Annotated in this window: 21 protein-coding genes and 1 pseudogene; 12 read left to right on the top strand and 10 right to left on the bottom strand. The window is 70.7% G+C overall.

Going from position 1 to position 24,719, the window contains the following annotated elements; translation table 11 throughout:
* Positions 1-33: 33 nt before the first annotated feature.
* Complete coding sequence (locus tag BLU79_RS10855) at positions 34-1,053, bottom strand: LacI family DNA-binding transcriptional regulator (RefSeq protein WP_093905422.1); 1,020 nt, start codon at positions 1,051-1,053, stop codon at positions 34-36.
* A 180-nt stretch (positions 1,054-1,233) separates the two neighbouring features.
* Here BLU79_RS10855 and BLU79_RS10850 point away from each other — a divergent pair, with 180 nt between their 5' ends.
* Together BLU79_RS10850 and BLU79_RS10845 are read left to right on the top strand one after the other, a co-directional pair.
* Positions 1,234-2,601 (top strand): glycoside hydrolase family protein, encoded by a 1,368-nt coding sequence (locus BLU79_RS10850; RefSeq protein ID WP_093905421.1) that lies wholly within the window; start codon positions 1,234-1,236, stop codon positions 2,599-2,601.
* Between the two features lie 2 nt (positions 2,602-2,603).
* Positions 2,604-2,891 (top strand): annotated as a pseudogene (locus BLU79_RS10845) (family 1 glycosylhydrolase); the annotation flags it as partial.
* A 14-nt stretch (positions 2,892-2,905) separates the two neighbouring features.
* On the opposite strand, the gene BLU79_RS10840 reads toward BLU79_RS10845, so the two are convergent.
* The 3 genes from BLU79_RS10840 to BLU79_RS10830 form a co-directional block, all read right to left on the bottom strand.
* Positions 2,906-3,424 (bottom strand): DUF6083 domain-containing protein, encoded by a 519-nt coding sequence (locus BLU79_RS10840; protein ID WP_093905530.1) that lies wholly within the window; start codon positions 3,422-3,424, stop codon positions 2,906-2,908.
* A gap of 116 nt (positions 3,425-3,540) precedes the next feature.
* Positions 3,541-4,644, bottom strand: a complete 1,104-nt coding sequence (locus tag BLU79_RS10835; RefSeq protein ID WP_256333242.1) for a substrate-binding domain-containing protein — start codon at positions 4,642-4,644, stop codon at positions 3,541-3,543.
* Between the two features lie 228 nt (positions 4,645-4,872).
* Entirely contained in the window at positions 4,873-5,310 is a 438-nt protein-coding gene (locus BLU79_RS10830; RefSeq protein WP_003974483.1) for a hypothetical protein, read from the bottom strand.
* A gap of 585 nt (positions 5,311-5,895) precedes the next feature.
* On the opposite strand from BLU79_RS10830, the gene hemL reads away from it, so the two are divergent.
* The 8 genes from hemL (at position 5,896) to BLU79_RS10785 (ending at position 14,297) form a co-directional block, all read left to right on the top strand.
* Positions 5,896-7,230 (top strand): glutamate-1-semialdehyde 2,1-aminomutase, encoded by a 1,335-nt coding sequence (gene hemL, locus BLU79_RS10820; RefSeq protein WP_093905420.1) that lies wholly within the window; start codon positions 5,896-5,898, stop codon positions 7,228-7,230.
* Complete coding sequence (locus BLU79_RS10815; protein ID WP_371131840.1) at positions 7,227-7,958, top strand: histidine phosphatase family protein; 732 nt, start codon at positions 7,227-7,229, stop codon at positions 7,956-7,958. Before hemL ends, BLU79_RS10815 begins: the two co-directional genes overlap by 4 nt.
* A gap of 110 nt (positions 7,959-8,068) precedes the next feature.
* On the top strand, positions 8,069-9,370 hold the full coding sequence (locus tag BLU79_RS10810) for a polysaccharide deacetylase family protein (RefSeq protein ID WP_093905419.1): 1,302 nt from the start codon (positions 8,069-8,071) through the stop codon (positions 9,368-9,370).
* A 66-nt stretch (positions 9,371-9,436) separates the two neighbouring features.
* Positions 9,437-10,039, top strand: coding sequence for a TlpA family protein disulfide reductase (locus BLU79_RS10805; protein WP_093905418.1), 603 nt, complete (start codon positions 9,437-9,439; stop codon positions 10,037-10,039).
* A gap of 4 nt (positions 10,040-10,043) precedes the next feature.
* A complete protein-coding gene (locus BLU79_RS10800) occupies positions 10,044-10,817 on the top strand; it encodes a cytochrome c biogenesis CcdA family protein (RefSeq protein ID WP_177000965.1) in 774 nt (257 codons plus the stop codon).
* Between the two features lie 3 nt (positions 10,818-10,820).
* Positions 10,821-12,578 carry a cytochrome c biogenesis protein ResB gene (locus tag BLU79_RS10795; protein WP_093905417.1) on the top strand — a complete coding sequence of 586 codons (1,758 nt, stop codon included), beginning with the start codon at positions 10,821-10,823 and terminating at the stop codon, positions 12,576-12,578.
* Positions 12,575-13,675 carry a c-type cytochrome biogenesis protein CcsB gene (ccsB, locus tag BLU79_RS10790; protein ID WP_093905416.1) on the top strand — a complete coding sequence of 367 codons (1,101 nt, stop codon included), beginning with the start codon at positions 12,575-12,577 and terminating at the stop codon, positions 13,673-13,675. Before BLU79_RS10795 ends, ccsB begins: the two co-directional genes overlap by 4 nt.
* A gap of 217 nt (positions 13,676-13,892) precedes the next feature.
* Positions 13,893-14,297, top strand: a complete 405-nt coding sequence (locus tag BLU79_RS10785; RefSeq protein WP_093905415.1) for an SRPBCC family protein — start codon at positions 13,893-13,895, stop codon at positions 14,295-14,297.
* A 19-nt stretch (positions 14,298-14,316) separates the two neighbouring features.
* Here BLU79_RS10785 and BLU79_RS10780 read toward each other — a convergent pair whose 3' ends face one another.
* From BLU79_RS10780 to BLU79_RS10760, 5 genes are all read right to left on the bottom strand, one after another.
* On the bottom strand, positions 14,317-15,900 hold the full coding sequence (locus BLU79_RS10780) for a type 1 periplasmic-binding domain-containing protein (protein ID WP_093905414.1): 1,584 nt from the start codon (positions 15,898-15,900) through the stop codon (positions 14,317-14,319).
* Positions 15,900-18,020 (bottom strand): hypothetical protein, encoded by a 2,121-nt coding sequence (locus BLU79_RS10775; protein WP_093905413.1) that lies wholly within the window; start codon positions 18,018-18,020, stop codon positions 15,900-15,902. Before BLU79_RS10775 ends, BLU79_RS10780 begins: the two co-directional genes overlap by 1 nt.
* 95 nt (positions 18,021-18,115) lie before the next feature.
* Positions 18,116-19,528 (bottom strand): condensation domain-containing protein, encoded by a 1,413-nt coding sequence (locus tag BLU79_RS10770; RefSeq protein WP_093905412.1) that lies wholly within the window; start codon positions 19,526-19,528, stop codon positions 18,116-18,118.
* 113 nt (positions 19,529-19,641) lie between these two features.
* Entirely contained in the window at positions 19,642-20,619 is a 978-nt protein-coding gene (locus tag BLU79_RS10765; RefSeq protein ID WP_093905411.1) for an isopenicillin N synthase family dioxygenase, read from the bottom strand.
* Positions 20,600-21,049, bottom strand: coding sequence for a nucleoside deaminase (locus BLU79_RS10760; RefSeq protein WP_093905410.1), 450 nt, complete (start codon positions 21,047-21,049; stop codon positions 20,600-20,602). The genes BLU79_RS10765 and BLU79_RS10760 overlap by 20 nt, the downstream gene beginning before the upstream one ends.
* A 99-nt stretch (positions 21,050-21,148) precedes the next feature.
* Between BLU79_RS10760 and BLU79_RS10755 the strand changes: the two genes are divergently transcribed.
* Positions 21,149-22,393: a PucR family transcriptional regulator gene (locus tag BLU79_RS10755; RefSeq protein ID WP_093905409.1), complete on the top strand. Its 1,245-nt coding sequence runs from the start codon at positions 21,149-21,151 to the stop codon at positions 22,391-22,393.
* A gap of 66 nt (positions 22,394-22,459) precedes the next feature.
* On the opposite strand, the gene BLU79_RS48145 is transcribed toward BLU79_RS10755, so the two are convergent.
* Entirely contained in the window at positions 22,460-22,609 is a 150-nt protein-coding gene (locus tag BLU79_RS48145) for a hypothetical protein (protein ID WP_177000963.1), read from the bottom strand.
* Between the two features lie 195 nt (positions 22,610-22,804).
* Between BLU79_RS48145 and BLU79_RS10750 the strand changes: the two genes are divergently transcribed.
* On the top strand, positions 22,805-24,706 hold the full coding sequence (locus tag BLU79_RS10750) for a hypothetical protein (RefSeq protein WP_093905408.1): 1,902 nt from the start codon (positions 22,805-22,807) through the stop codon (positions 24,704-24,706).
* Positions 24,707-24,719: the final 13 nt, after the last annotated feature.

Below are 24,719 nucleotides of genomic sequence, written 5' to 3'. Positions count from 1 at the left end.
TGGGGTCTCGGGGGCCTGCAGGCCGCGGAGGGACTACTGGGGTCCGCGCGGGCGCGGCGGTGCGGTGGTCTCGCGCAGGACGAGACGGATGGGCATCTGCACATGCCCGGGCCGCTCGGCGTCCGGCTCGTCGAGCTGCCGCAGCAGCAGCCGGGCCGCCTCGGCGCCCTGCCCGGCGACCGGCTGGGCGACGGTGGTCAGCCCGATCACATCGGCGAGCTCGTGATCGTCGAAACCGACGACGGACACGTCGTCCGGCACCCGCAGCCGATGCCGCCTGAGCGCGCGCAACGCGCCCATCGCCATCTCGTCGGACTGCGCGAACACGGCCGTCGGCGGCCGGGAGGCGGCCAGCAGCTCGGTCATGGCCCGCTCGCCGCCCTCGACGGTGTAGTCGCCGTCCGCCTCCAGCGCCGGATCGTGCTCTATCCCGGCCTCGGCCAGCACATCCAGGTACGCCTGGCGGCGCGCGACGGGCGTGGTCCAGTGCTGCGGCCCGCTCGACCCGCTGATCATGCCGATCCGGCGATGGCCGAGGTTCACCAGATGCCGTACGGCACTCTCCGCGCCGGCCCGGTCGTCGATGCCGACCACGGTGAAGCCGGGCCGGGCGCCGCCGACCGTACTGGCCAGCGGCACCCCGAGCGAACGCAGCGCGGCCGACTCCTCCTCGTCGGGGATGAGCAGCGACAGCACCGCGTCGACCCGCTTGCGGACCGGCATCTTGGTGAAGAAACGCTTGCGTGACTCCGGCGAGCCCAGGTTGTACAGCAGGACGTCGTACCCGGCGGCGCTGAACACGTGCTCGGCGGCGTCCAGCACGGTGCCGAAGAACCAGCGGCCCACGTACGGCACCACGACCCCGACGGTGAAGGTGCGCCCGCTGGCCAGGCTGGACGCCGAGCGGGACGCCGTATAGCCGAGCTGTGCGGCGACGGCCGTGATCTGCGCCCGCACCTCGTCGGAGACGCCTTGCTGGCCGCGCAGGGCGCGGGACACGGTGGACGCCGAGACTCCGGCGGCGCGGGCGACATCGGTGATGCTGACGGTCACAGCGCTTTTCTCCCGTCTGTTTCACGTCGGTGTGATCTGGGGGTGACGTGACCGTAAACCCGCCTTCGTTGTTGCGCAAGCGTTTGCGTTGAGTTCTACTTGGGCCGACTCTTGACCGAGACCTTCGAGAGCCGTGATCAGCGCACGCGTTTGAGCGCTGCGAGCCGACAGGAACTGTGCATGCGATACGCCCCGCCCGGCCTCTGCGTGAACGACTTCGCCCTGCTCCGCGACGACGACGGCACCTACGCGGTGCTGCATCTGCAGGGCCCGTGGACGGCCGAGTTCGACCATCTGCGGATGGAGACCTCCTACGGCAGGGCCACCTCCACCGACCTGGTCGCCTGGCGGCCCGAGGGCACGGCCTTCGGCAACGGCCTTCCCGGCCGCTTCGACCAGCAGGCGGTGTGGACGATGCACCCCGTCCGGCACGGCTCCGGCGACGGAATGGCGATGTTCTACACGGGCGTGAGCGGACTGACGGAGGCCGGCTGGCCACTGCAGTCCGTCGGCCTCGCCTACTCCGACCGCACCGACGGCACCGGCTGGCGCCGCCACGGCACCGGGCCGGTCGCCGAGGCGGACGCCCGTTGGTACCGCACCGGTGAACGCATGGGCTGGCGCGACCCGTTCGTCGTACGCGACGACGAGGGCGACGGCTGGGTGATGGCCGTCTGCGCGGCCGACGCCTCCCTGCCGGTCGAGGTCAGCGGCTGCGTGGCGTGGGCGACGTCGGACGACCTGGAGCACTGGACGGTCCACCCGCCGCTCATCTCCCCCGGTGACGTCGACGAGTTGGAGTGCCCGGTTCTCGAACGCCTCGACGACGGCAGCTGGTTGCTGATCGGTTCGATCGGCGCGACCCGCGGCTTCGAGGCATGGACCGCGCCGAGGCTGCGGGGCCCCTGGACCCGACGGGGCCCCCTGGGCCCGACCGGTTCGTACGCCCCGCGCGTCATCGCCGCCCCCGACGGCTCCCGTGTCGTCCTGCACACCACCCCCCGCCGGGTGGACCTGACGGACGCGGGCGACCGCTGCCGCGGCATGCTGGCCCAGCCCAAGTCCCTTGTCATACGGGAGGATTCGGCACCCCGTCTGGAGTGGTGGCCCGGCCTGGACGCCTGGCTGCTGGAGGAGACGGAGGAGCGGGTGCTGCACGCGGTCGGTGATGTCGATGTCTCCGGGCGGGTGGAGATCACCCTGCGCAAGGGAGACGACGGCGACGGCGGCGACGACGGCCCCGCCCTGGTCGTCGGCTGCGACGGCAAGAACCTCTGGGCCGCGGGCCCCGCAGGCGCACCACTGGGCGAGACGGTCCTGACCGAGCCCGCGAGCACCCTGCGCATCCTCACCATCGGCGAGTACGTCGAGGTCTACGCCGACGGCGTCTTCGCCCTGACCACCCTGTGCTACTCGGGCCACCCCGCCCCCTGGACGGCGACGACGGAAGGGCACACCCGCACCATCCCCGTCCGCCCGATCCGGCTGCCGGACCCCGACCGCGACGACGCGTCGGCCGTGTGGCCGGGGCCGGCGACGGTGCGGTGAGAGGCCCCACCGTGACGACCACTCCCGACGCCGAACGCACCCTCACCGGCTGGGAGTACTACCCCGAGGCCATCGGCCACGCCCTGCGCCACACCGCCGCCCTCGTGGGCGACGTCCCGCTGATCGTCACCGAGAACGGCATCGCCACCGCCGACGACAGCCGCCGTATCGACTACTACACGGGAGCCCTGTCCGCGGTCGCCGCCGCGCTGGAGGACGGCCTCGACGTTCGCGGCTACTGGCTGGGGAACCTCGGACGCACCAGGGCGCTGCCGCGCGCCGACCGCTGAGGTGCCCTCGTGACTCAGCCGACGTCCGGCAGGCTGCCTGGGATCTGCCTCTCATCGGCCTGACGCTGCGCGCACCGCGCGTTCTCCTGACGCAGGGTGTCCAGCCACCGCCACAGCCCGATTTCCTCCAGCGTCAACCCCGGACACGCCAACCGGTGAGGCACTCGGCATTCAGCACCCTGTGCGGGCTCCTCGGGTCCGCTGTTCCACGCCGTGCCGTTCGAGTCGACGTACCACCTGTGCCACGCCGGCGCCATGTGCGCGGGCGCTGTCAGACCGGGTTCGAGGAGGACGTACGCCCCGTAGTAGGTCGGGTGTCGATCGCCGGCCAGCCCGCATTGCGGGCATACGGGCGGGGACGGCGGTTCGGGTGCGTCGGCGCCGTCCATGGCGGCTTGGGCGCGGTCGACGTTCGCCCACGGCTGTGGGGTGCCCGGTGGCGGCTGCCGCTGCTCGTCAGGGCTGGGTAACGGGATGACGCGCTGCGTGTCGTCCGGATCTGGTACTGCGCCGACGCTCGTCTGCTCCCCCATGCTGTCGAGGGTCGGCGTACGGCTTATGTGGGGGTAGGGCGCGATCCGGGCGCAATGGTGGCCGAGCACGGGGCAGACAGGCGCGCCGGGTGGCTCACCGGCTCGGTGGTCCGGCCTTACGGGGTGAGTCCGGCCGCCTCGCAAGCGGGCCGGTACTTCGGGGTGCAGATCTGATCAATCGTGTGCATCCCGTCCTTGACGACGGTGCTCCCGACGTTGTCGGCGGTCACGGAGCTCGCTTGGAGCAGGACGGCCGGGATGTTCCTGGTGGTGGCGGTGTTCATCCTGTCCTTGGCCAGGCCGTCGATGCTTTCACCGCGTCCCAGGGCGACGGCCAGCTCGGCGGCGGCGTCCGCTTCGGGTTTGTAGGGCTTGTAGACGGTCGAGTACTGAGCGCCGCTCACAATGCGCTGCACGGCCGAGAGTTCGGCATCCTGGCCGGCGACGGGCGGCAGCGGCTTGATGTGCGCGGCTCTGAGGGCCGAGATGGCGCCGGTGGCCATGGCGTCGTTGGCGGCCCAGACGCCGTCGATGTTGTCGGCGCCGAGCTCGGCGACGGCACGGGACATGAGGGCGTTGGCCTCGCCGGCGTCCCATGCCGGGGCCTGGTAGGTCTTGATCTTCACCTTGCCCTTCAGGACGAAGATCGCGTCAGGAGTCATCGCGGGGCCTTCCACCCTGACGATCTGGCCGCCGTTCGCTTTGCCGCCCAGAGCCTTGAGGAGGGCCTCGCCCTGGACCTTGCCAATGGTCCTGCTCTCATAGGAGACGTAGGCCGAGACCGGACCCTCGACGGGCCGGTCGTAGGCGACGACGGGAACATCCGCATCCCGCGCCTCGCCGACCGCGGAGCGGAGGGACCTGATGTCGACGGCGCCGAGGATCACCACGTCGACCCCGTTGTTGATCATGGAGTCCATCTGCCGGATCTGGGTGGCCACATCCCCGCGGGCATTGGCGTACTCCACCGCGCAGCCGCCGCAGAGTTCCTTGATCTTCTTCTCGGCAAGAGGCCGGTCGAACTGCTCGTAGCGAGCGGTCTGGTTCTCCGGGAGGAGCAGGCCGATCTTCATGCCGCCCTCGCCGGAGGTGTTTGCGCCGGAGTCCCGGGTGGTTGCGCAGGCGCCGAGGCCCACGGTCAGAGACAGAGCGGCCACGACGATGGCGGCACCGCGCAGGTGGGGGTTCATTCCTCCGACCTCCGGTTCGAATGCCGGCATGCCGTTCATTCCGAGGCTACGCCAGGGGGCCTGGTGGCGAGATGCGGGCTGCGCGCGGCCCTTGAGCGCGTGCGCTCCGCGGCAAGGTTCGGAGGATCGGGTGAACCCCTGACGGGTGTTCGGTGCCATTCCTCGCCCTGGAGACGCCGGCCCTGCCGCTGTGGGCGGAGGTGCGCACCAAAAAGGGCGAGGCCCGAAGACCCCGCCCGCTACCGGTGAAACCCCAGGTCACGGCCACACAAGACAGTACGGCTGATGCCCCGCCTCATGAAGCCGGTGCGAGAAGTCCTGCCACTCGTGCAGCAACTGATACACGTTGAACGCATCCCGGGGTCCACCCCGATCCGGCACAGTCGACCAGATGAAGGCGGCCGCCCCGACCGCTTCCTCTCCTATGCCCCGCAGCGGGTCCACCACCGTCATCGGGAGCTTGACCACCGCGTAGTCGGGGTGCAGGACGACCAGTTCCAGTGGCGGGACCTTGTGCAGGGGGACGCCTTCGATGCCCGTCAGGACCATCGCGGCCATGGTCTCCGGCTTGATCTTGGTGAACATGCCGTTCATGCCGAGTTCGTCGCCGCCGAGTTCTTCGGGGCGCATCGAGATGGGGACCCGGGCCGCGGTCGCGCCGTCGGGCGCGCCGAAGTACTTGTACGTCACCCCCACCCGACCACCATTCCTGCTCACCCTCAGCCGATCCCGATCACTGCGTCGGTCGGCCCGCTCTGACTCGTTCGGTACACCCGGCATATCCGGTACTACGTGTCCCTGACGTGGTTCGTTCGAATCCTCCGCGTCGCGCCGGTGCTTTCCTCCCCGGGCACGTCGAGGACCCAGGTCATCAGTCCCCTCGCCCAGTCCGCCACCGCGATGCATATCTCCACCCGACTGCTTTTCTAGGACGCGTGGCCCCCGCCGCGCAACCCGATCATCGTGTCAGTGACCTCCCCCACGGCCGCCCGCCGAAACGTGCGCTGAAACACCTGTCCGCAGGATCTTTTCAGTCTCCGACCACCACACCCCGCATGAGCTGTGTGTATCACGTCCAGTCTCGCAGATCCCGGACAGGGAGCGGTGGTGAAGGAGAGCGGAGGGGGTGGAGAGGGAGGGGGTGCGCAAGAGCGTGCAGGAGAGCGCGGTCAGTGGCCCCCGCTGCCGTCCCCGCCCGCTGGCCTACCCTGAGGAGGTCACTGGCAACCGGAGTCCGAGATCATCGGAGAAGGTCAGAGAAGGTCGGAGTAGTCGCAGGTCATGAGCGAAGCGCCCTCTTCAGGTACGCCCTATCCATACGATGCGCCTGCCTCGCAGGCTCTGTTCGACCGTGCGGCCGCCGTCACACCCGGCGGCGTGAACTCCCCGGTCCGCGCCTTCCGCGCCGTGGGCGGTACGCCCCGGTTCATGGTGTCCGGCGCCGGTCCGTATCTGACCGACGCCGACGGGCGCGAGTACGTCGACCTCGTCTGCTCGTGGGGGCCCATGATCCTCGGGCACTCCCACCCTGAGGTCATCGCCGCCGTCCAGGACGCCGTCTCCCGCGGTACCTCTTTCGGTACGCCGGGGGAGGGCGAGGTCGAGCTCGCCGAGGAGATCGTCGCCAGGATCGAGCCCGTCGACCAGGTGCGGCTCGTCTCCAGTGGCACCGAGGCCACCATGTCCGCCATCCGGCTCGCCCGCGGGTTCACCCAGCGGTCCAAGGTGATCAAGTTCGCCGGGTGTTACCACGGGCACGTCGACTCGCTGCTCGCCGCGGCCGGGTCCGGGGTTGCCACCTTCGCCCTTCCCGACACCCCGGGCGTCACCGGCGCCCAGGCCGGCGACACCATCGTCATCCCTTACAACGACCTCGAGTCCGTCCACGAGGCCTTCCACCGCTACCCCGGTGAGATCGCCTGCGTGATCACCGAGGCCTCGCCCGGCAACATGGGCGTCGTCCCGCCGCTGCCCGGCTTCAACGAGGGACTCAAGGACGCCTGCCGCAAGAACGGCGCCCTCTTCATCTCCGACGAGGTCATGACGGGGTTCAGGACCAGTCGCGCCGGGTGGTACGGCATCGACGGGGTCAAGCCCGACCTGATGACCTTCGGGAAGGTGATGGGGGGCGGCTTCCCCGCCGCCGCCTTCGGTGGGCGTGCGGATGTGATGGCGCACCTCGCGCCCGCCGGGCCCGTCTACCAGGCCGGCACCCTGTCCGGGAACCCGATCGCCACCGCCGCCGGCCTCGCCCAGCTGCGGCTTCTCGACCAGGCGGCGTACGACAAGGTCGACGCGGTGTCGGAGAGCATCCAGTCGCTCGTCACCGAGGCCCTCACCAAGGAGGGCGTCGTGCACCGGGTGCAGAACGCCTCCAACATGTTCTCCGTCTTCTTCACGGACCGGGAGGTCCGCACCTACGAGGACGCCAAGCGGCAGGAGTCCTTCCGCTTCAACGCCTTCTTCCACTCGATGCTGGCGCAGGGCGTCTATCTGCCGCCCTCGTCCTTCGAGTCCTGGTTCGTTTCCACGGCCCACGACGAGCGGGCCGTCCAGCGGATCGCCGACGCCCTCCCGGCGGCGGCCCGAGCGGCGGCGGAGGCCACGGCGGCATGACCGAGAACGCCATGACCAACGACATCAACAGCAAGAGCGACAGCAACAAGAGCGACAGCGACATCACCGTCGTCCACGTCATGCGGCACGGCGAGGTCGCCAACCCGGACGGGATCCTCTACGGCCGTCTCGCCGGGTACCACCTCTCCGAGCTCGGGCGGCAGATGGCCGACCGGGTCGCCGAGCATCTCGCCTCCCGTGACGTCGCCTACGTCTGCGCCTCCCCGCTGGAGCGGGCGCAGGAGACCGCGACGCCGATCGCCAAGGCGCACGGGCTGGACCTCGCGACCGACGTGCGGCTCATCGAGGCCGACAACGTCTTCCAGGGCAAGACCTTCGGGGTGGGCGACGGGGCGCTCAAGAAGCCGGAGAACTGGAAGCACCTCGTCAACCCCTTCAAGCCGTCCTGGGGTGAGCCGTACGTCGACCAGGTCGTACGGATGATGGGGGCGCTCGACTCCGCCAAGGATCAGGCGCGGGGGCGCGAGGCCGTGCTGGTCAGCCATCAGCTGCCGATCTGGATCGTGCGGAGCTATGTCGAGAAGCGGCGGCTGTGGCACGACCCGCGCAAGCGGCAGTGCACGCTCGCGTCCCTGACGAGCTTCACGTACCAGGGCGACAGGGTCGTGTCCGTCGGCTACTCCGAGCCCGCCATCGATCTCGTGCCCGTCCATCTCCGCGCCGGCGCCAAGCCGGTGAAGGGGAAGGACAAGGCATTCGGCGCCTGATACACGTTTGTAATATTTGTTGCCAAACCTCCGTGATGCGGAGGAACCCGCCCGTTCGTCGCGCCCTCTGACTGGGTGACCACCAGAGAAGTGCGACGGATTGGGCGGACATGGGCAACTTCAGCCGAAGGGGAGCCATCGGGCTCGGTGTGGGGGCGGCCGCCACCGTCGGGCTTGCCGGATGCGGCACTCTCACGTCGTCAGACGGGTCGAACCAGTCCTCGGGTTCCGGAAACGGCGGAGCCAACAAGCCCGGAACGCACACGAACCGCGCCCGCCCCATAGGCGACGGCTCCACCTCCTACACCGGCAAGCAGCCGCACCAGCCCGGCAAGCCCGAGCCGCTGGAGCCCGGTCAGGAGCCGCCGCAGTTCGTCATCTTCTCCTGGGACGGGGCCGGGGAGGTCGGCAACGGCCTCTTCCCGCGCTTCCTGGACCTGGCCAAGGAGCACGACGCGTCCATGACCTTCTTCCTCTCCGGGCTGTATCTGCTGCCCGAGTCGAAGAAGCGGCTCTACGACCCCCCGAACAACCCGCGCGGTGCCTCCGACATCGGCTACCTCACCGACGAGCACGTCAAGGCCACGCTGACGAACGTCCGGCGCGCCTGGCTCGAAGGCCACGAGATAGGCACCCACTTCAACGGCCACTTCTGCGGCGGCACCGGCACCGTCGGCAACTGGACGCCGAAGCAGTGGCGCAGCGAGATCGACCAGGCCAAGGGCTTCGTCAAGGAGTGGCGGACCAACAGCGGGTGGACCGACCTGCCGTCCCTGCCCTTCGACTACGAGAAGGAACTCGTCGGCGGCCGTACGCCCTGCCTCCTCGGCCAGGACAATCTGCTGCCCACCGCCCGTGAACTGGGCTGGCGTTACGACGCCTCCTCGTCCGGCGGCCTTCAGGTGTGGCCGCAGAAGAAGCAGGGGCTGTGGGACCTGCCGCTGCAGGGGATACCTTTCCCCGGCCGCAGCTTCGAGGTCCTGTCGATGGACTACAACATGCTCGCGAACCAGTCGATCAACTCCACCAACGCGCCCTCCTACAACTACCCGAGCTGGCGCAAGCAGGCCACCGAGTCCTACATAGCGGGCTTCAAGCGGGCATACGAGACAAACCGCGCACCCTTCTTCGTCGGCAACCACTTCGAGCAGTGGAACGGCGGCATCTACATGGACGCCGTCGAGCAGGCCTTCAAGCACATCGCGCGGGAGAAGGAGAAGGGCGCCGACGTACGGCTCGTCTCCTTCCGGCAGTTCGTGGACTGGCTGGACGTACAGAAGCCGGAAGTCCTCGCCAAGCTGCGGACTCTGGGCAAGGGGCAGCAGCCGCTCGGTGGGTGGAAGGAGTTCCTGAAGGGCATCGGCAACGGCGCTGGGGCGACCTCCTCCGAGAGCCCCTCAAACGCCGCCTGAAATGCGGGTTTACGTCCGAGAGGGGGGTGCGCAAGATCCCCGGAACGGACATGCGAAACTTTTCACATGAGTGCCGCCCGTCGCGCCCGTAGCCGTTCCGCCCTGCTCGCCGTCACCGGCGCCGCCGTTGCCGCGCTGACCCTGTCCGCGTGCGGATCGGGTACGTCGGGCGGCGGTGGCGGCGCCAACTTCGTGCCCGGGAGCAACGGCATCGACACGGTCGGGCAGGGCAAGCGCGCCGCGGCGCCGGACCTGTCCGGCGAGACCATCGACGGCAAGCAGCTCAGCACCGCCGACTACAAGGGCAAGATCCTCGTCATCAACGTGTGGGGATCGTGGTGCCCGCCCTGCCGGGCCGAGGCGAAGAACTTCCAGACCGTCTACGAGGACCTCAAGGGCCAGGGCGTCGAGTTCGTCGGCATCAACACCCGGGACACCAGCACCACCCCGGCGCAGGCCTTCGAGAAGGAGTTCGGGGTCACCTACCCGAGCCTGTACGACCCCACGGGCAAGCAGATGCTCCGCTTCAAGAAGGGCACGCTCAACCCGCAGGCGATCCCCTCCACGCTCATCATCGACCGGAAGGGCGGGATCGCGGCGCGCACGCTGCAGCCCCTCAGCGAGGAGACGCTGCGCAGCATGATCAAGCCCGTTCTCGCGGAGAAGTGAACCGGTGACCGCAGTGCTCACACTCGCCGCGGAACCGGCCTACAACGGCACCGTGATGAACGGCGCCCTGCTGCTCGCGCTGCCCATCGCCGTACTCGGCGGGCTCGTGTCCTTCTTCTCGCCCTGCGTCCTGCCGCTCGTCCCCGGCTATCTGTCGTACGTCACCGGGGTCAGCGGCACCGACCTGGCCGAGGCCCGGCGTGGGCGCATGGTCGCCGGTGCCTCTCTCTTCGTGCTCGGCTTCACCGTCGTGTTCGTCTCCGGCGGGGCGCTGTTCGGTTACTGGGGCTCGACCCTGCAGGAGAACAAGGACGTCCTGACGAAGGTCCTCGGCGTCCTCATGGTCCTCATGGGCGTCTTCTTCATGGGCCTGATGCCCTGGCTCACCCAGCGGGAGTTCCGCTTCCACACCAAGCCGGCCACCGGGCTGGCCGGCGCCCCCCTCCTCGGTGCCCTCTTCGGCATCGGCTGGACGCCGTGCATCGGCCCGACCCTGTCCTCCGTGCAGACGCTCGCCATCAACGAGGCCAGCGCCGGACGCGGCGCCATACTCACCGTCGCCTACTGCCTCGGCCTCGGCATCCCCTTCGTGCTCGCCGCAGTAGCCTTCCGCAGGGCCCTCGGCGCCTTCGCCTGGGTCAAGCGCCACTACGTCTGGGTGATGCGCATCGGCGGCACCATGATGATCGTGACCGGTGTGCTGCTGCTGACCGGCGCGTGGGACCGCATCGTGCAGGAGATGCAGGTCTGGTCCAACGGCTTCACTGTGGGGATCTGATCGATGAGCAAGACGACAACCGAGCCGACCCCGGCCGCCGGTGACGAGGACCTGGGCGCCGCCGGCTCCCAGCTCTCCACCGCCCCCGCCGATGAGATCGCCGGCCTGCCCTCCCTCGGCGTCATCGGCTGGGCCCGCTGGTTCTGGCGGCAGCTCACCTCGATGCGGGTCGCGCTGCTGCTGCTCCTCCTGCTGTCGCTCGGCGCGATCCCCGGCTCGCTCATCCCGCAGACCGGCATCGACGAGGCGAAGGTCGCCGAGTTCCGCCAGGCGCACGAGACGCTCGCGCCGATCTACGACAAGCTCGGCCTCTTCCACGTCTACAGCTCGGTGTGGTTCTCCGCGATCTACATCCTGCTGTTCGTCTCCCTCATCGGCTGCATCGTCCCGCGCACCTGGCAGTTCGTCGGCCAGCTCCGCAGCCGCCCGCCGGCCGCCCCGAAGCGCCTGACCCGGCTGCCCGCCTACACCACCTGGCGCACCGAGGCCGACCCCGAGCAGGTCCGCGAGGCCGCGCTCGCCCTGCTGAAGAAGCGCCGCTTCCGCAGCCTCCCCCACCGTCTTAAAGACGTGGGAGGTGCCCCCATCGCAGGTGACGCCGTCGCCGCCGAGAAGGGCTATCTGCGCGAGGTCGGCAACCTCGCCTTCCACATCGCGCTGATCGTGATGCTGATCGCCTTCGCCTGGGGCCAGTTGTTCAAGTCCGAGGGCAACAAGCTGATCGTCGAGGGCGACGGGTTCTCCAACACCCTCACCCAGTACGACGACTTCAAGGCCGGCAGCCTCTTCTCGCAGGACGACCTCGACCCGTTCAGCTTCACCCTCAAGGACTTCAAGGGCACCTACGAGGTGAGCGGCCCCAACCGCGGCACCCCGCGCACCTACGAGGCCGACCTCACCTACAGCACGGGCGCCGACGGCAAGGACCGGAAGACCACCGTCAAGGTCAACGAGCCGCTGGAGATCGGCGACTCGAAGGTCTACCTCGTCAGCCACGGCTACGCCCCCGTCATCACGGTCCGCGACGGCAAGGGCACCATCGTCTTCCAAGACGCCGTCCCCCTCCTTCCGCTCGACGGCAATGTCACCTCGACCGGTGCGATCAAGGTCATGGACGGCTACCGCGACGCCCAGGGCAAGTGGGACCAACTCGGCTTCCAGGCGTTCTTCCTGCCGTCGTACGGCGGCGCCGGCACCGCGGTGGTCTCGCAGTTCCCGGCGCTGCTGAACCCGGTGCTGAACCTGGAGGCCTACCACGGCAGCCTCGGTGTCAACGCCGGGCTCCCGCAGAGCGTGTACCAGCTCGACAAGCAGAAGCTGAAGGGGTTCAAGAACTCCAAGGGCGAGCAGCTCCGCGAGAACCTCAAGCCCGGCGAGACCATGAAGCTCCCGAACGGCGCCGGCTCGATCACCTTCGAGAAGGAGATCAAGGAGTGGGCCGGCTTCCAGGTAGCCCGCCAGCCCGGCAGCGGCTGGGCGCTCGCCGGTGCCCTCGCCGCGATCTTCGGCCTCGCCGCCTCCCTCTTCATCCAGCGCCGCCGCGTATGGGTGCGGGCCGCCCCCGGCCCCGACGGTGTCACCGTCGTCGAGATGGCCGGCCTCGGCCGCAGCGAGTCCGCCAAGGTCCCCGAGGAACTCGGCGACCTCGCCGGGATCCTGTACGAGCAGGCGCCGGGGGCACCCGACCCCGACGACGAACCCGCAGATCCTTCCTCCCCCGACCCCCAAGTCGCACCCGCCGAAGGGGCTGAGCCCAAGTGACTCTCGCCGCCGCGACCGAGCTGGCCGCCGCCACCAACGAAAACCTCGCGAACATCAGCAACACGCTGATCTACTCGTCGATGGCCGTCTACACGCTGGCCTTCTTCGCGTACATCGCCGAATGGCTCCTCGGCAGCCGCAGCAAGGTCGGTCGCACGGCTGCCGCGCTCACCCCGGGGAAGGCCGAGAAGGCCGCCGCGCCGGCCGTCACCGTGAAGAAGGGCGGCTCCACCGCCGTACTGGAACGGCCGAAGGTCGTCGTGCGGGCCACGGCCGGGCAGCGGGACGTGCCGGACGGGCCCGGGGCGCATGGCGGGGACGCGCAGGGCGACCTCTACGGGCGGATCGCCATCTCCCTCACCGTCCTCGCGTTTCTGATCGAGTTCGGTGGGGTGCTCACGCGGGCTCTCTCGGTGCAGCGGGCGCCGTGGGGCAACATGTACGAGTTCAACATCACCTTCTCCACCGTCGCCGTCGGGGTGTACCTCGCGCTGCTCGCGCTGCGGAAGAACGTGCGCTGGCTCGGGCTGTTCCTGATCACCACGGTCCTCCTCGATCTCGGCCTCGCCGTCACTGTCTTGTACACCGCGAGCGACCAGTTGGTTCCCGCCCTTCACTCGTACTGGCTGTACATCCACGTCTCCACGGCGATCTTCTGCGGCGCGGTCTTCTATGTCGGCGCCGTCTCCACGCTGCTCTACCTCTTCAAGGACAGCTACGAGAGCAAGCTGGCCAGCGGCGGCACCCCGGGCCGTTTCGCCAACTCCGTCCTCGACCGGCTGCCCGCCTCGGCGTCCCTCGACAAGTTCTCCTACCGCGTCAACGCCGCCGTCTTCCCGCTGTGGACGTTCACGATCATCGCGGGCGCCATCTGGGCGGGCGACGCCTGGGGCCGCTACTGGGGCTGGGACCCCAAGGAGACCTGGTCCTTCATCACCTGGATCGCCTACGCCTGCTACCTGCACGCCCGCGCCACGGCCGGCTGGAAGGGCCGCAAGGCCGCCTACCTGGCCCTCATCGCCTTCGGCTGCTGGCTGTTCAACTACTACGGCGTGAACATCTTCGTCTCCGGCAAGCACTCGTACGCCGGGGTGTAAGCCCCGTACGGTGAAGGCCGGTTCTCTGTGACCTGAGTCACGGGAACCGGCCTTCAGCTCTTCGACGCGTAAGGCCGACTTCGTCCTGGTCGGCGACCTCGCCCGCGAGTCCCTGATGCCGCCCGCACAGGCCGCCGCCCTCTACCGGGCCAAGGCAGGTCAGCGGCCCTAGCCCCCAAGGGTCGCGCATCGCTCCCGGCGGAGTCAGGCTGGTGCCATGAGCGGTTCCATCGAACAGGGCGCCGGCCAGGCCCGCGGGAACACGCACATCCTGCACTTCCTGGTGCGGATCCCCCGGCCCATGGAGGCGGTCTGGCCGGCGCTGGCGACGCGGGAGGGGCTCGCGGCGTGGTTCACGCCCGTCGACGTCCTGGAACCCCGGCTGGGCGGAGCGGTCACCCTGCGTGACGTCGGATCCGGGCGGGTCACCGCGTGGGACGTGGAGCGGGTCGTCGAGTACACGGTGGAGGGCGGCGGCCGGCTCAGGTTCCATCTGGAGCGGGACGGGGACGCGGGCAGCGCCCTGCGCTTCACCCATGAGTTCCGGGGCGGGGAGGAGTCGGAGCAGCGGTGGCGGGCGCGCTTCGAGCGGCTGATCGAGGTACTCGAAGCGGGCCCGTGACACCTGGGAAGCGTGACCGCTACGACGCCGGCGGCAGGCACTCCTTCCCCGGTGGCCTCCCCTCCGGCCACGCCAGGGTGACGAAGCGCGCCCGGCCCTCGGAGGTGACCTCGACGATCGGTACGGCCTTGTCGTACGGGTTGCCGTGCTTGTCCAGGCAGATCCAGCCGCTCGCCCCGTTCACGCGCTGCGAGCCCGTCATCAGCTCCCACTGGTCGTGGACGTCGGCGAGGGTCGGGACGTCCTTGCCGTCCGGCTTGGCCTCGCGGATGCCCTGGTAGGTCAGCGTCATCGCGTCGTAGGCGGTGATCAGCTGGCCGTCCTCGAGGGTGGCCTCGCCGATGGGCCCGACCCGCTGCCCGCCCCGCGCCCCGGAGCCCTCCGCCTCCGGCTCCTGCGCCGCGCGCACCAGGTCCGCCAGGCGCCGCGCGTCCTCGGCGGAACCGCCGGTCGCGGGCGGGTTCTTGGTCAGCCAGGCGTCCGGGTGCGCGAGGGCCGTGTAGCGGACGGAGAGCCTGTGCTTCAGGGCGTCCCGGTCGAGGTCCTTGTCGCCGGTGAGATACGAGCCCTCGTCCCCGGTGAGCAGGGTGAACGCCCGGTCCTGGCAGCCGCGTTCGCCGAGCGCGTTGATGAACTGGCGCAGTTGGGTGTGGCGGCCGGCGAAGAGGATCGTGTCGGTCTCCTCGGCCGTGTCGCAGACGAGGTGGGTGATCTGCCGGAAGTCGTTGGCGGTGGAGCCCTCCTGGCTGCGGTCGTCGGGCGGGGTGAACGCCCACGGCTGGTACGGCGACCCCTTCAGCAGCTTCTCGAACGACTCCTGGAGCGTCGTTGTGTACGGGTCGCCCGGCTTGTCGTAGACCAGCACCGCCTCGCCCGCCTTCACCTTGGCGAAGGACGTCAGGGCCCGGGCCTCGTCGGTGTTGGTGGGGGAGACGCGGGCGAGTCCGGGGTAAGGGTCCTTGCCGTTTTGGCCGTTGGCGAGGTTGTCGGCGGTGATGGAGGTGCCGACCACCGGGATCCCGCGCCGGGTGAGCTCCTCGACGGCCAGCTTGTTGTTCGCGGTGCTCAGTCCGATGCCCGTGACCGCCCGCAGCCGCTGCGGCCCGTCGGCCATCCGCTCCAGCTGCTCGACCGTGTGCTTCCAGTGTTCCCCGGTAGCGCCCGGGTTGGCCAGCACCAGCCGGATCGCCGGGGACTCGCCGTTGGAGTCGTGGTTGGCCTGGTACTGCGCGAGATAGGCGCCCTGGAGCTCGTGCAGGGTGTCGTTGAGGTTGTCGGCGTCGGTCGCGGTGAAGGGCTCGAACAGGGCGACGGTGACGTAGTCGCCCTTGATGGAGCGGTTCTCCCGGTCGATGGCCCGTACGGTGTCCCGCAGCCGGTCCCGGCCGAAGGCGTAGTCGGTCGTCGACACGCCCACGCACTCGTCGCTGCCCTCGGGCATCGTCACCCCGGGCGCGCACGAGCGGTCGTCGTGCAGGAGCACCCGTATGCCGAGGACGCCCCCGGCCACCACCCCGGCGCCGACGAGCAGGGCGACGTACCGGCGCAGCGGGATCTCCCAGACGTGCTCCCGCAGCCACACCCCGAGACCTCTCACCGGCATCACGCCTCCCCGTCCCCGTCCTCGTCGTCCTCGTCCGGAACCCTGAGCGGCCGCCCCGCGAGCGCGTCCTCGGGCCAGTCCCGCGAGGCCCGCCACAGCAGCGCGTTGCCCGCGGGCCGCAAGTTGGACAACTGCTCCAGCTCGAAGCGCAGCCGGTCGCACACCTTCTGGTCGGGCAGCGTCAGAGGGTCGGTCAGCTGCCATACGGCGTGCAGCAGCCGCCGTGTCCGCAGATGCAGCGCGGCGTCGACGCCGGCCGGCGGCTCGTGGTCGGCGTCGGTGCGGCCGAGCGCGATGGCGGTGCGGCGGTCGTCCCGGCCGGTGAAGTCGTGGCCCTGGGAGTCATGGGCGTGGAAGTACGGCGCGGAGGCGATGAAGCGCAGGGAACGCAGCCACGCGCGCGTGTCCATCGTGTGGAAGGTGTCCCGCAGGTGCGCGACCGCCGACTCGGCTGCCCCGAGGGCGAGTTCGTGATGCAGCCGGTACCGCACCCGGCCGTCCGGGCCCCCGCTGTCGTCGTCGGCGTAGTACGCGATCAGCGTCTCGTGCGCCTTGCGCCACTGTCCGTGGTCGGCGTCCATCGCGGCACCGTGATGCAGCCGGAGCAGCAGCAGGGTCCGTACGAAGGGGGCCCCGACGAACTGCCCCGGCACCTCGGGCAGTCCCTCCGCCACGAGCCGGGTCTGCAGCGCCCGTACGTCCGCCGGGCCGAAGTCGTCCGGCAGGAGCTCGTCGGCCAGGGCGCAGGCGGAGTCGTGGTCGTGGGCGGCGGCCAGGACGGTCAGCTCGTCGAGGCGGTCGGCGGGAACGAGCCGGTCGAGGAGCGCGAGATAGGTGGGCTCTCCGTCGTGGTCCTCCCGCAGCCGTACGTGCGCGGTGAGCAGCTCGCCGAGGGAGGCCGCGCCCGGCAGGTGCTGGGCGGCGGACTCGGCGAGCAGGGCGATACCGAGTGGGTTGCCGCCGGTCAGACGGTGGGTGGCGTGCGGGAGTTGGGGCGGTACCCGGACCTCGGCGCAGACGGCGCCGATGATGTGCAGGGTGTCGTCGGGGCTGAGCGGCGGCAGCGAGACGAGCAGCGCCCGTGAGGAGGGGGCGGCCGGGTCGGGCGTCCAGTCGCTGCGCCGGGCGACCTCGGGCAGGGCGCGGCGGACGGCGTTGCGCAGGGCGGGGCGGCGGTCGCCGCGCAGGCCGCCGATGAACACCACCTGGTCGGCGAGGCCCTCGGAGCGGTCCCGCAGCACGGCCTCGACGAGCCCCGGACCGGGCGCCGACTGCGCGTTGTCCAGCAGGACGAGCGGCCGGCCGATCCGCTGCATCCGGGGCAGCATCCCTGCGTACGCCTCGCCCAGGTCGGCGAGCAGGGCCCGTACGAGATAGCGCTCGGCGTGCTCGCGGGAGGTGCCGCCCGCCCGGAAGTGTTCGGAGAGCAGCATCAGGCCGCGCCGGGCGTTGCCGCCCGCGTTCGGGTAGTCGCGGTACCAGGTGGACGCCCGCTGCCGGCGCCGGTGCACGACGCTGTCGGAGATGGCCTCCAGCGTGGCCTCCACGGCGGACGACAGCAGGGGCCCGCCACCGGTCGCCGCAGCGGCCACCTTGGCGGCGACCCGCCCGGCCCACCGCCCCGCGAACCCGGCGACCCACGACCCGCTCTCGTTCAGCAGCAGGATCCGCTCCACCTCGCGCCGGATGCGCTCGGAGTCGGCGTCCCGCCAGCCGCCCGCGGCCACCGCGACCAGCCCCGACATCAGCCGCGGGAACTGGATCCGCCCGGCCCCGGTGACCGGCTCGGCGAGCTGCTCGGCGATCACCAGCAGGCCCTGCGACACCGGGGACCAGGCCTCGGCGGGCCGCCCGGACGGCGGGGCGGCGAACTCGGCGTGCCCGCAGTCGATCAGCGCGACCGGGGTGTGCCCCTTGTAGGCGTCCCGCAGCTCCCGCAGCACCGCCGACTTGCCGAGGCCGCGCGCACCGGTGAGCACGACGAAGGGCAGCTCCTGCGGATGCTCGGCCTTCGTGGTCCGGTGCTGGTGCGGACGCAGGCCCACGAGCCGTGCGGCGAGACCGGCGGGGTCCGCGTCGAAGAGGGCGCCACGCCCGTGCAACCGTCCGCCCACCCGCACCTCCCCCCAAAGGCTCTCAACTCAAGGGTAAGGAGGGGGAGTTGGTTCGGACTAGATCGCGTGATGTCCGTTGGGTTACGAAACTGTCGGGACACCTACGAAACCGGTGGCGGCGCCGACCGGGTCGTCGAGGCGATGACGTCCCGCAACCGCTCCACGTACAGCCGCATGTTCTTGCCCGCGACGTCGGTGTCCGGGTAGCGGCTCGCGAACCACAGGCCCTCGTGGAGCCGGGTGATCCAGGCGCACACCTGGTCGCCGTACGACACCCTGATCAGCCCGTACGCCTTCTGGTCGGCCCAGCGCCCGGAGCCGGGGACGCCGCGCGCGTCGACGTAGGAGACGATCGAGTACAGGTCGGGTGAGGTGGGGTGGAAGTCCGCGCCGAGCAGGCGCAGCACCCGGGCGAGCGGCATCCGGGCCATGTGCCGGTTGGCGTGCAGCGCGGCGCGTACCGTCCGCAGGGCGCTGGGGAAGTCGCGGGCCTCGGACATCGGGATCTCGATGGGGGCGCCGCCCACGTACCAGCCCACGGAGTCCGACCAGCGGGACTTCACCCGGGTGTGGAAGGGCACGACGGTGCGGTAGACGGGCTCGCCGCCGATCTCGTGGACGATGAGGGCGGTGGCGGCCAGCACGCCGACCGCGCTGCCGCCGTAGGGACGGCAGTACGCGTCGAACGCGGCGGCGGTGTCCGGGTCCGTGAGCTGCTCGCGCAGGAACCTCTGGGTGGGCAGCCCGGCTTCGGGGTCCAGGCCGAGGTCGACGGGGAAGTTCGGCAGCCGGCCGTCGCAGCGGCCGACGAACTCCCGCCAGCGGGCCACGATGTCGTGGCTGTCGTCGATCCGGTCGGCGTCCGTCCGCTCGATCTCGCAGAAGTCGACGTAGCTGCTGACCGGCCCCAGTTCCATCGGCCGGCCCGCGACGGCCGCCGCGTACAGCTCGTGGATCTCGCCGGGGATGCGGTGGATGGAGTGGCCGTCGACGTTGCTGTGGTCGAAGGCCATGTACACGCTGGTGGAGTCGTCCCGGACGACGGCCGTGTAGATCAGGTTGGGCCAGCGCAGCGCGTCCGCCGTGGCGTCGAAGCGGTCTTGGAGGTGCCCGACCAGCGCCGCCGGGTCGGTGAAGTCGCCGACGTCCACGCGCCGCAGGGACACGGCGTCGGGGTCGAGCGTGAACCGGCGCATCTCGTCGCCGTGCTCGCCGGACCAGCGAAAGCCGCTGCGCAGCGTCTCGTGCCGCAGCGTCCAGCCGCGCAGCGCCTCCTGAAGCGCGTCGAGGTCGGCCCGGCCCGGGATGTCGAAGGCGGCGCCGAGCCAGGTCGGCACGAACAGGCCGCCGTCGCGCACGGACCGGGCGGTCCTGATGTGCGACTCCTGGATGTACGCAGGTGGCCGTGTGTCCTCGGGCAGGTCGGTCGCCGTCGCGACGGTCGCCGGGCTGAGCGTCCATTCGACGAGACGTCCGGGCCGGACCTCGCAGCGCTGGATGTCAGTGATTCGCACAGGCGGCTCCGTTCGCGGCGGGGGGACACCCGAAAGGGTGGTATCCCGCCCAACGAGGCAACCCCTGCTCAGAAACGGTTCGCCGCGATCAGCAGAAGGCGGGCCGGACGTGATCAGCCGACGGAGATCGAGTCCAGCTTCTCCCGCAGATACACATGCGAGGAGACCGGCGCGTACGCCACCCGCCCGACCGGCGCGGGCACGGACTCCACGAGCGTCCCGGGCGTGCACTCCCCGAAGTAGACGAGGGACATCAGCTCCTCGGCGGGCGCGTCGGCGGGCGGCGGCAGCACGCGATGCCGGCCCGACCGCCACCGGTCACCGGTCCAACGGGCCATCAGGTCGCCGATGTTGATGGTGAAGGCGTCCGGATCGTACGGCGCGTCCTCCCACCCTCCTTCGTCGGTGTAGACCTGCAGTCCGCCCTTCCCCGCCTGCCGGTCGAGGATCGTCACCGTGCCGAAGTCGGTGTGCGGCCCGATGCGGAACTGGCCGGGCGCCGGTTCGCCGACGACCTCGATCCCCGGGTACCAGTTGATGTTGAAGCCGTACGTCGGGTGGTCCATGTGCCGTGAGAAGAAGTCCGGTTCGAGGCCCAGGGCCTCGCCGAGCAGGGACAGCAACTCCTTCTCCAGCTCGGCCATCCGCGTCAGGTACTCCTCGCACAGCGCCTGCAGCCCGGGCACCTCGGCCGGCCACACGTTCGGCGCGTACCACTCGGCGTTGATCACCGGGTCGTCGAAGGGCTCGTGCGTCGCGAAGCTCAGCGACTCCTTCAGGTCCGGCGGGGTCTCGGTCCCCTCCGAGTAGCCGTTGGCCTCCGCCCCGGGGCCGAGCCACCCGCGGGCGCCGACCTCCACGGCGTAGGGCTGCTTGACGTCCGCCGGGAGGAGGAAGAAGGCACGGGCCACCTCCCGGATGCGGGTGCGCAGGACCGGGTCCACACCGTGCCCGGTGACCAGGAGGAAGCCGGCGGTCCGGAGGGCCTCGTCGACGGTGCGGGCGATGGCCGCGCGGGCCTCGGCGTCGCCGTCGAGCCAGGGCCGCAGATCGATGGTGGGGATACGGGGTTCAGACACCGATGTCCTCATTCCAGAGAGCCGGGTTCTTCTCGATGAAGTCGCGCATCATCGCGACGCACTCGGGGTCGTCCAGGAGCACGATCTCCACGCCGTGCTCCGCCAGCCAGTCGTGCCCGCCGTGGAAGGTGGCGGCCTCGCCGACCACGACCCGGGAGATCCCGAACTGCCGGACCAGCCCGGAGCAGTACCAGCACGGCGAGAGGGTGGTCACCATCGTCGTGCCACGGTACGACCGCTGCCGACCCGCCGCCCGGAACGCGGCCGTCTCCGCGTGCATCGAGGGGTCGTCGTCCTGCACCCGCCGGTTGTGGCCGCGGCCCAGCAGGGTGCCGTCGGCGCCATAGAGGGCGGCGCCGATCGGGATGCCGCCCTCGGCCAGCCCGGCACGGGCCTCGGCGACGGCGGTGGCGAGCCAGATGCGCGGGTTCGGTAGATCCATGCCTCCACTCTCCTGTGGCGGAAACACGAGGGCAACGTGCGGAAAGTACTCTCCCGGCAGCCCGCCCGCGGACGAACTGTCAGCGCCCTGGAGGTACTCGTGCCCGCACTCACCCTCCGCGAAGTACTGGCCCTCGACCCCGTCCGCGCCGCGGGTCCCGAGCTGCTCGCCGGGGAGTCCGTACTGGACCGCCCGGTCCGTTGGGTCCACTCCAGCGAGGTCTACGAGGGCGCCAACTTCCTCGACGGTGGCGAGCTGCTCCTCACCAATGGCTTTGGGCTGACCGACCCCGACGAGGAGGTCCGCCGCCGGTACGTCCGTGAGCTGGCCGCCCGCGATGCCGCCGGTCTCGCCGTGGAGGTCGGCCGCTCCCTGCCGCAGATGCCGGCGGAGGTGATCGACGAGGCCCGACGGTTGGGGCTTCCGCTGCTGGCCCTGCACCGGGTGGTGCCCTTCGTACGGATCACGGAGGCGGCGAACCGGGCGATCGTCGCGCGCGGGCTGTCCGGGCAGTCGGTGGTACGGGGGTGGGGCGAAGACCATACGGCGGCCCTGCTGGCGGACCTCGCGGACCGGGCGGCGCTGAACCAGCCGGAGGTGGAGGCACGGGCGGCACTCGCCGGCTTCCACCCGGGGCCGGGCGCCCAACTGATCGGCGTGTCCGCGCACGGCACGCGCGAGGTCGGGGTCGTCGACCGTGCCGTACGGCTGCTGGGCGGGGCGGGGGTGCTTCGGGCCGCCTTCCCGGGCGACGTACTGGCAATCCTCGCCCTCCCCGGGACGTCGCGCCCCCGCCGCGACCCGGTACGCACGGTCCAGGACGCCTTCCGTACGGCAGCCGCCGAGCCGGGCCTGACCGTCGCCGTCGGACATGCCGTCGACGCGGGCGGCGGCTGGCTGCGCTGGAGTGACACCCTGCGGGCGGCCCGTACGACACTGGAGCTCGCGCTGACTGTTCCACCCGCCGAACCGGCCGTACCCGAAGGGCCGTTGGTGACGTCGTCGCGTGCGCTGGCCCTCGAACGGGAGCTGACACGCGGCGGAGTGGACGCCAACCGGGAACGCCTGGCCGGGATGGTCCAGCACGCGCTGGGCCCGCTGCTGGAGTGGGAGGCGGCCCATCCGAGCGACCTCGTCCGCACCCTTGAGGTGCATCTGCGCCACGGCTGCTCACCCACCCGCACCGCCGCCCTGCTGCACATCGGCCGGCAGTCGCTCTATCAGCGGTTGGAGCGGATCGAGTCGCTGCTAGGGCTGGAGATCGGAGATCCGGATCTGCTGGGGGAGCTGCTGGCGGCGGCATGCGCGCACCGGGTGGTGCGGGGGACGGGGCGCCCACCGTGAGAGGGCTGCGGTCGGCGGCCTGAACCCGAAGGCCCGACCTTCGCCCCTTCTCCCCCCGGCCCCGCATCATGCGTCGGCGTCCGGCCGGTCCCGCTCCTCGGCGGCTCCCCGGCGTTTCGTGTACCGCCACGCGGCGGTCGCCGCGGCCATGACCGCGGCCGTTGCGAGCTGCGCGGGCAGCTCTGTGAGCAGTCCGTGTGCGAGAAGGGACAGCACGTGATTGAGTTGGCCGGTAATGGGGGGACTCCTCAGGATCGTGGGATCGCCGTCGTATGAGCCGTGGTCGGCTGCGGACGGGGTGTCGAGCGACACATTCAGCGTGCTGGTCGACCGTTCCCGGCTCCACTAGTCCAGGAAGTCCTGCGTACAAGTGCGGACAAGTGCGGGGTCGTCAGCGCAGTGAGTGGACAAATGGGCGGCGCGGACAGTGGTGTCGGTACCGGCAAGGGCCGCCGGACGCGCCCATGGGCGCCGCTCCGCGGGCGCTCGAGCGAGGCGGACGAGCTGGCGGGGCTCCTGAGGGAGTGGCTGGACGACGCCGGCCTGCGACTCGACGATCTGGTGGAGAAGTTGACCCCCGATCACTTCAACAGCAAGGTCGTGCCCGGCCGGTCCACCGTCGCGGGCCGACTGGCCGGTGTGAACCTGCAATGGGACTTCGTGGAAGCGGTGGCCGACATCTGCTCCCGCGACCAAGCGGAGTGCAAGCGGCGGACGGACCGCGCACGGCCGCTCTTCGAAGCAGCTGAGCGCGCCAAGCGGTCGGGGACCGAGCCGCGTGGTCCGAAGCGGGCACGGACGGGCGCCGGGACGACTGGGGAAACGGAGGAAACCGGCGCCGCAGCCGTGACGGCCGAACTCGTCTGCGTGCAAAGGCAGTCGCTGGAACTGTCGGACCAACTGATGAGGGCGTTGGAGCGGGCCGCCGAGCTGGAGAAGGCGCGCAACGACGCCAACCAGATGGTGCTGATCCTGCTCGCCCTCGTCGACAAACTGCATCGGGACATCTCCACGCTGACCGCGCAACGAGACCGCGCGCACACCCGCCCGGCGGGCCAGGACGCTCTCGACGGCGTCCAGAAACGGCTGCACCACAGCGAAGCCCAGCGCGCGCACGCGGAAACGGAGCTCGCCCGGGCCCGCGCCGAGCGGGAGAAGGCCGACCGGCTCGCGGAGCAGTCGGCCGAGCAGGTACGCCGGCTCACCGAGGAACTGGCGCGGCTCCGCGGTACGCACGAGGGGCTCTCCGCCGAGACGGACGAACTGTCTGAAGGGGACCTGCCCGTGTCGGCCCCGGCGTCCGCTCACCTCGCGTCCGACGACATCGACGTCGCCCTGATGAAGGCCTCACGGATCCTGGACGACGGTGCCGAACGCCTGGAACAGCTCGCGGAGGAGCTGCAGGACGAACCGGACGGGTTGTCCAGCCCGGACAACCCCATGACCAGCGACGACGCCCCTCCGGCCCGCGTGGACAACTCGGCCGACGGCGTCCCGTACGACAGGGCGGGCCCGGTGGACAACTCGCCGGACAACTCCGTGGGCTCCCGGCGCGAGTACGTCCACGATCCGCTCGTCGGCAAGATCCTGGATGCCTGGGAGGGCAGGAGCCAGGCGGTGCCCGAGGCCGTGTGGCGGATGCTGGCTCAGGACACCGAGCCGAGTCGGTTCCTGACCGCGCTCGAGTCGTTGCGCGCCATGGATGCGCCAGAGGCGGCCGGGCGCATCTTGTCCGAGGCCGGCGCGGGACGGCCCACTCACAGTCTCGTCGACGTCCTGTCCCGCCTTTCCATGGACGACGCACGTGTGGTGGTGTACGCCATCGGCGCCACCCGCGCGACGGGTGCCTTCCTCGATGTGATCGCCGCGATGCGGGCGGCCGGTCTCCCGCATCTGACCAACCAGGCACTGCTGGAAGCCGGACGGCTGCGTGCCGTCGAACGGCTTCCCCTCCTGCTGTCGCCGGTTCGGGTGGGCAACGCGGACACGGTCGTGATGCTCAAGGGCGCGTGCGCCAGGCCCCTGCGCGACATCGGGGCCGTGGTGCAACACCTGGCCGAGGCAGGAATGCGCCAGGAGGCAGCCTTCGTGCGCGTCGCGGCCGCCCTGACAGGGGGCACGAACGCGGACGGCGATCCACTCGGCCGCTGGGGCCACACACGGTGGTTCGAGCCCGCCGAGCGCCCCCGGCGCGACCCGTCCTCCCCGCCCACCCCCACGGCTTCCACTCTCACCACGCGCATCCGCATCAACATTCCCGGCACTCGACCGATCCCACCCATCGTGGTGCGCAAGCCTGCGCCTGAGGAGTGAGCCGGGGACGGGA

Source organism: Streptomyces sp. cf386 (genome assembly GCF_900103585.1).
GTDB lineage: Bacteria > Actinomycetota > Actinomycetes > Streptomycetales > Streptomycetaceae > Streptomyces.
The sequence above is the reverse complement of the archived record's forward strand: the minus strand, read 5'-3'. Positions and strand labels throughout refer to the sequence as shown.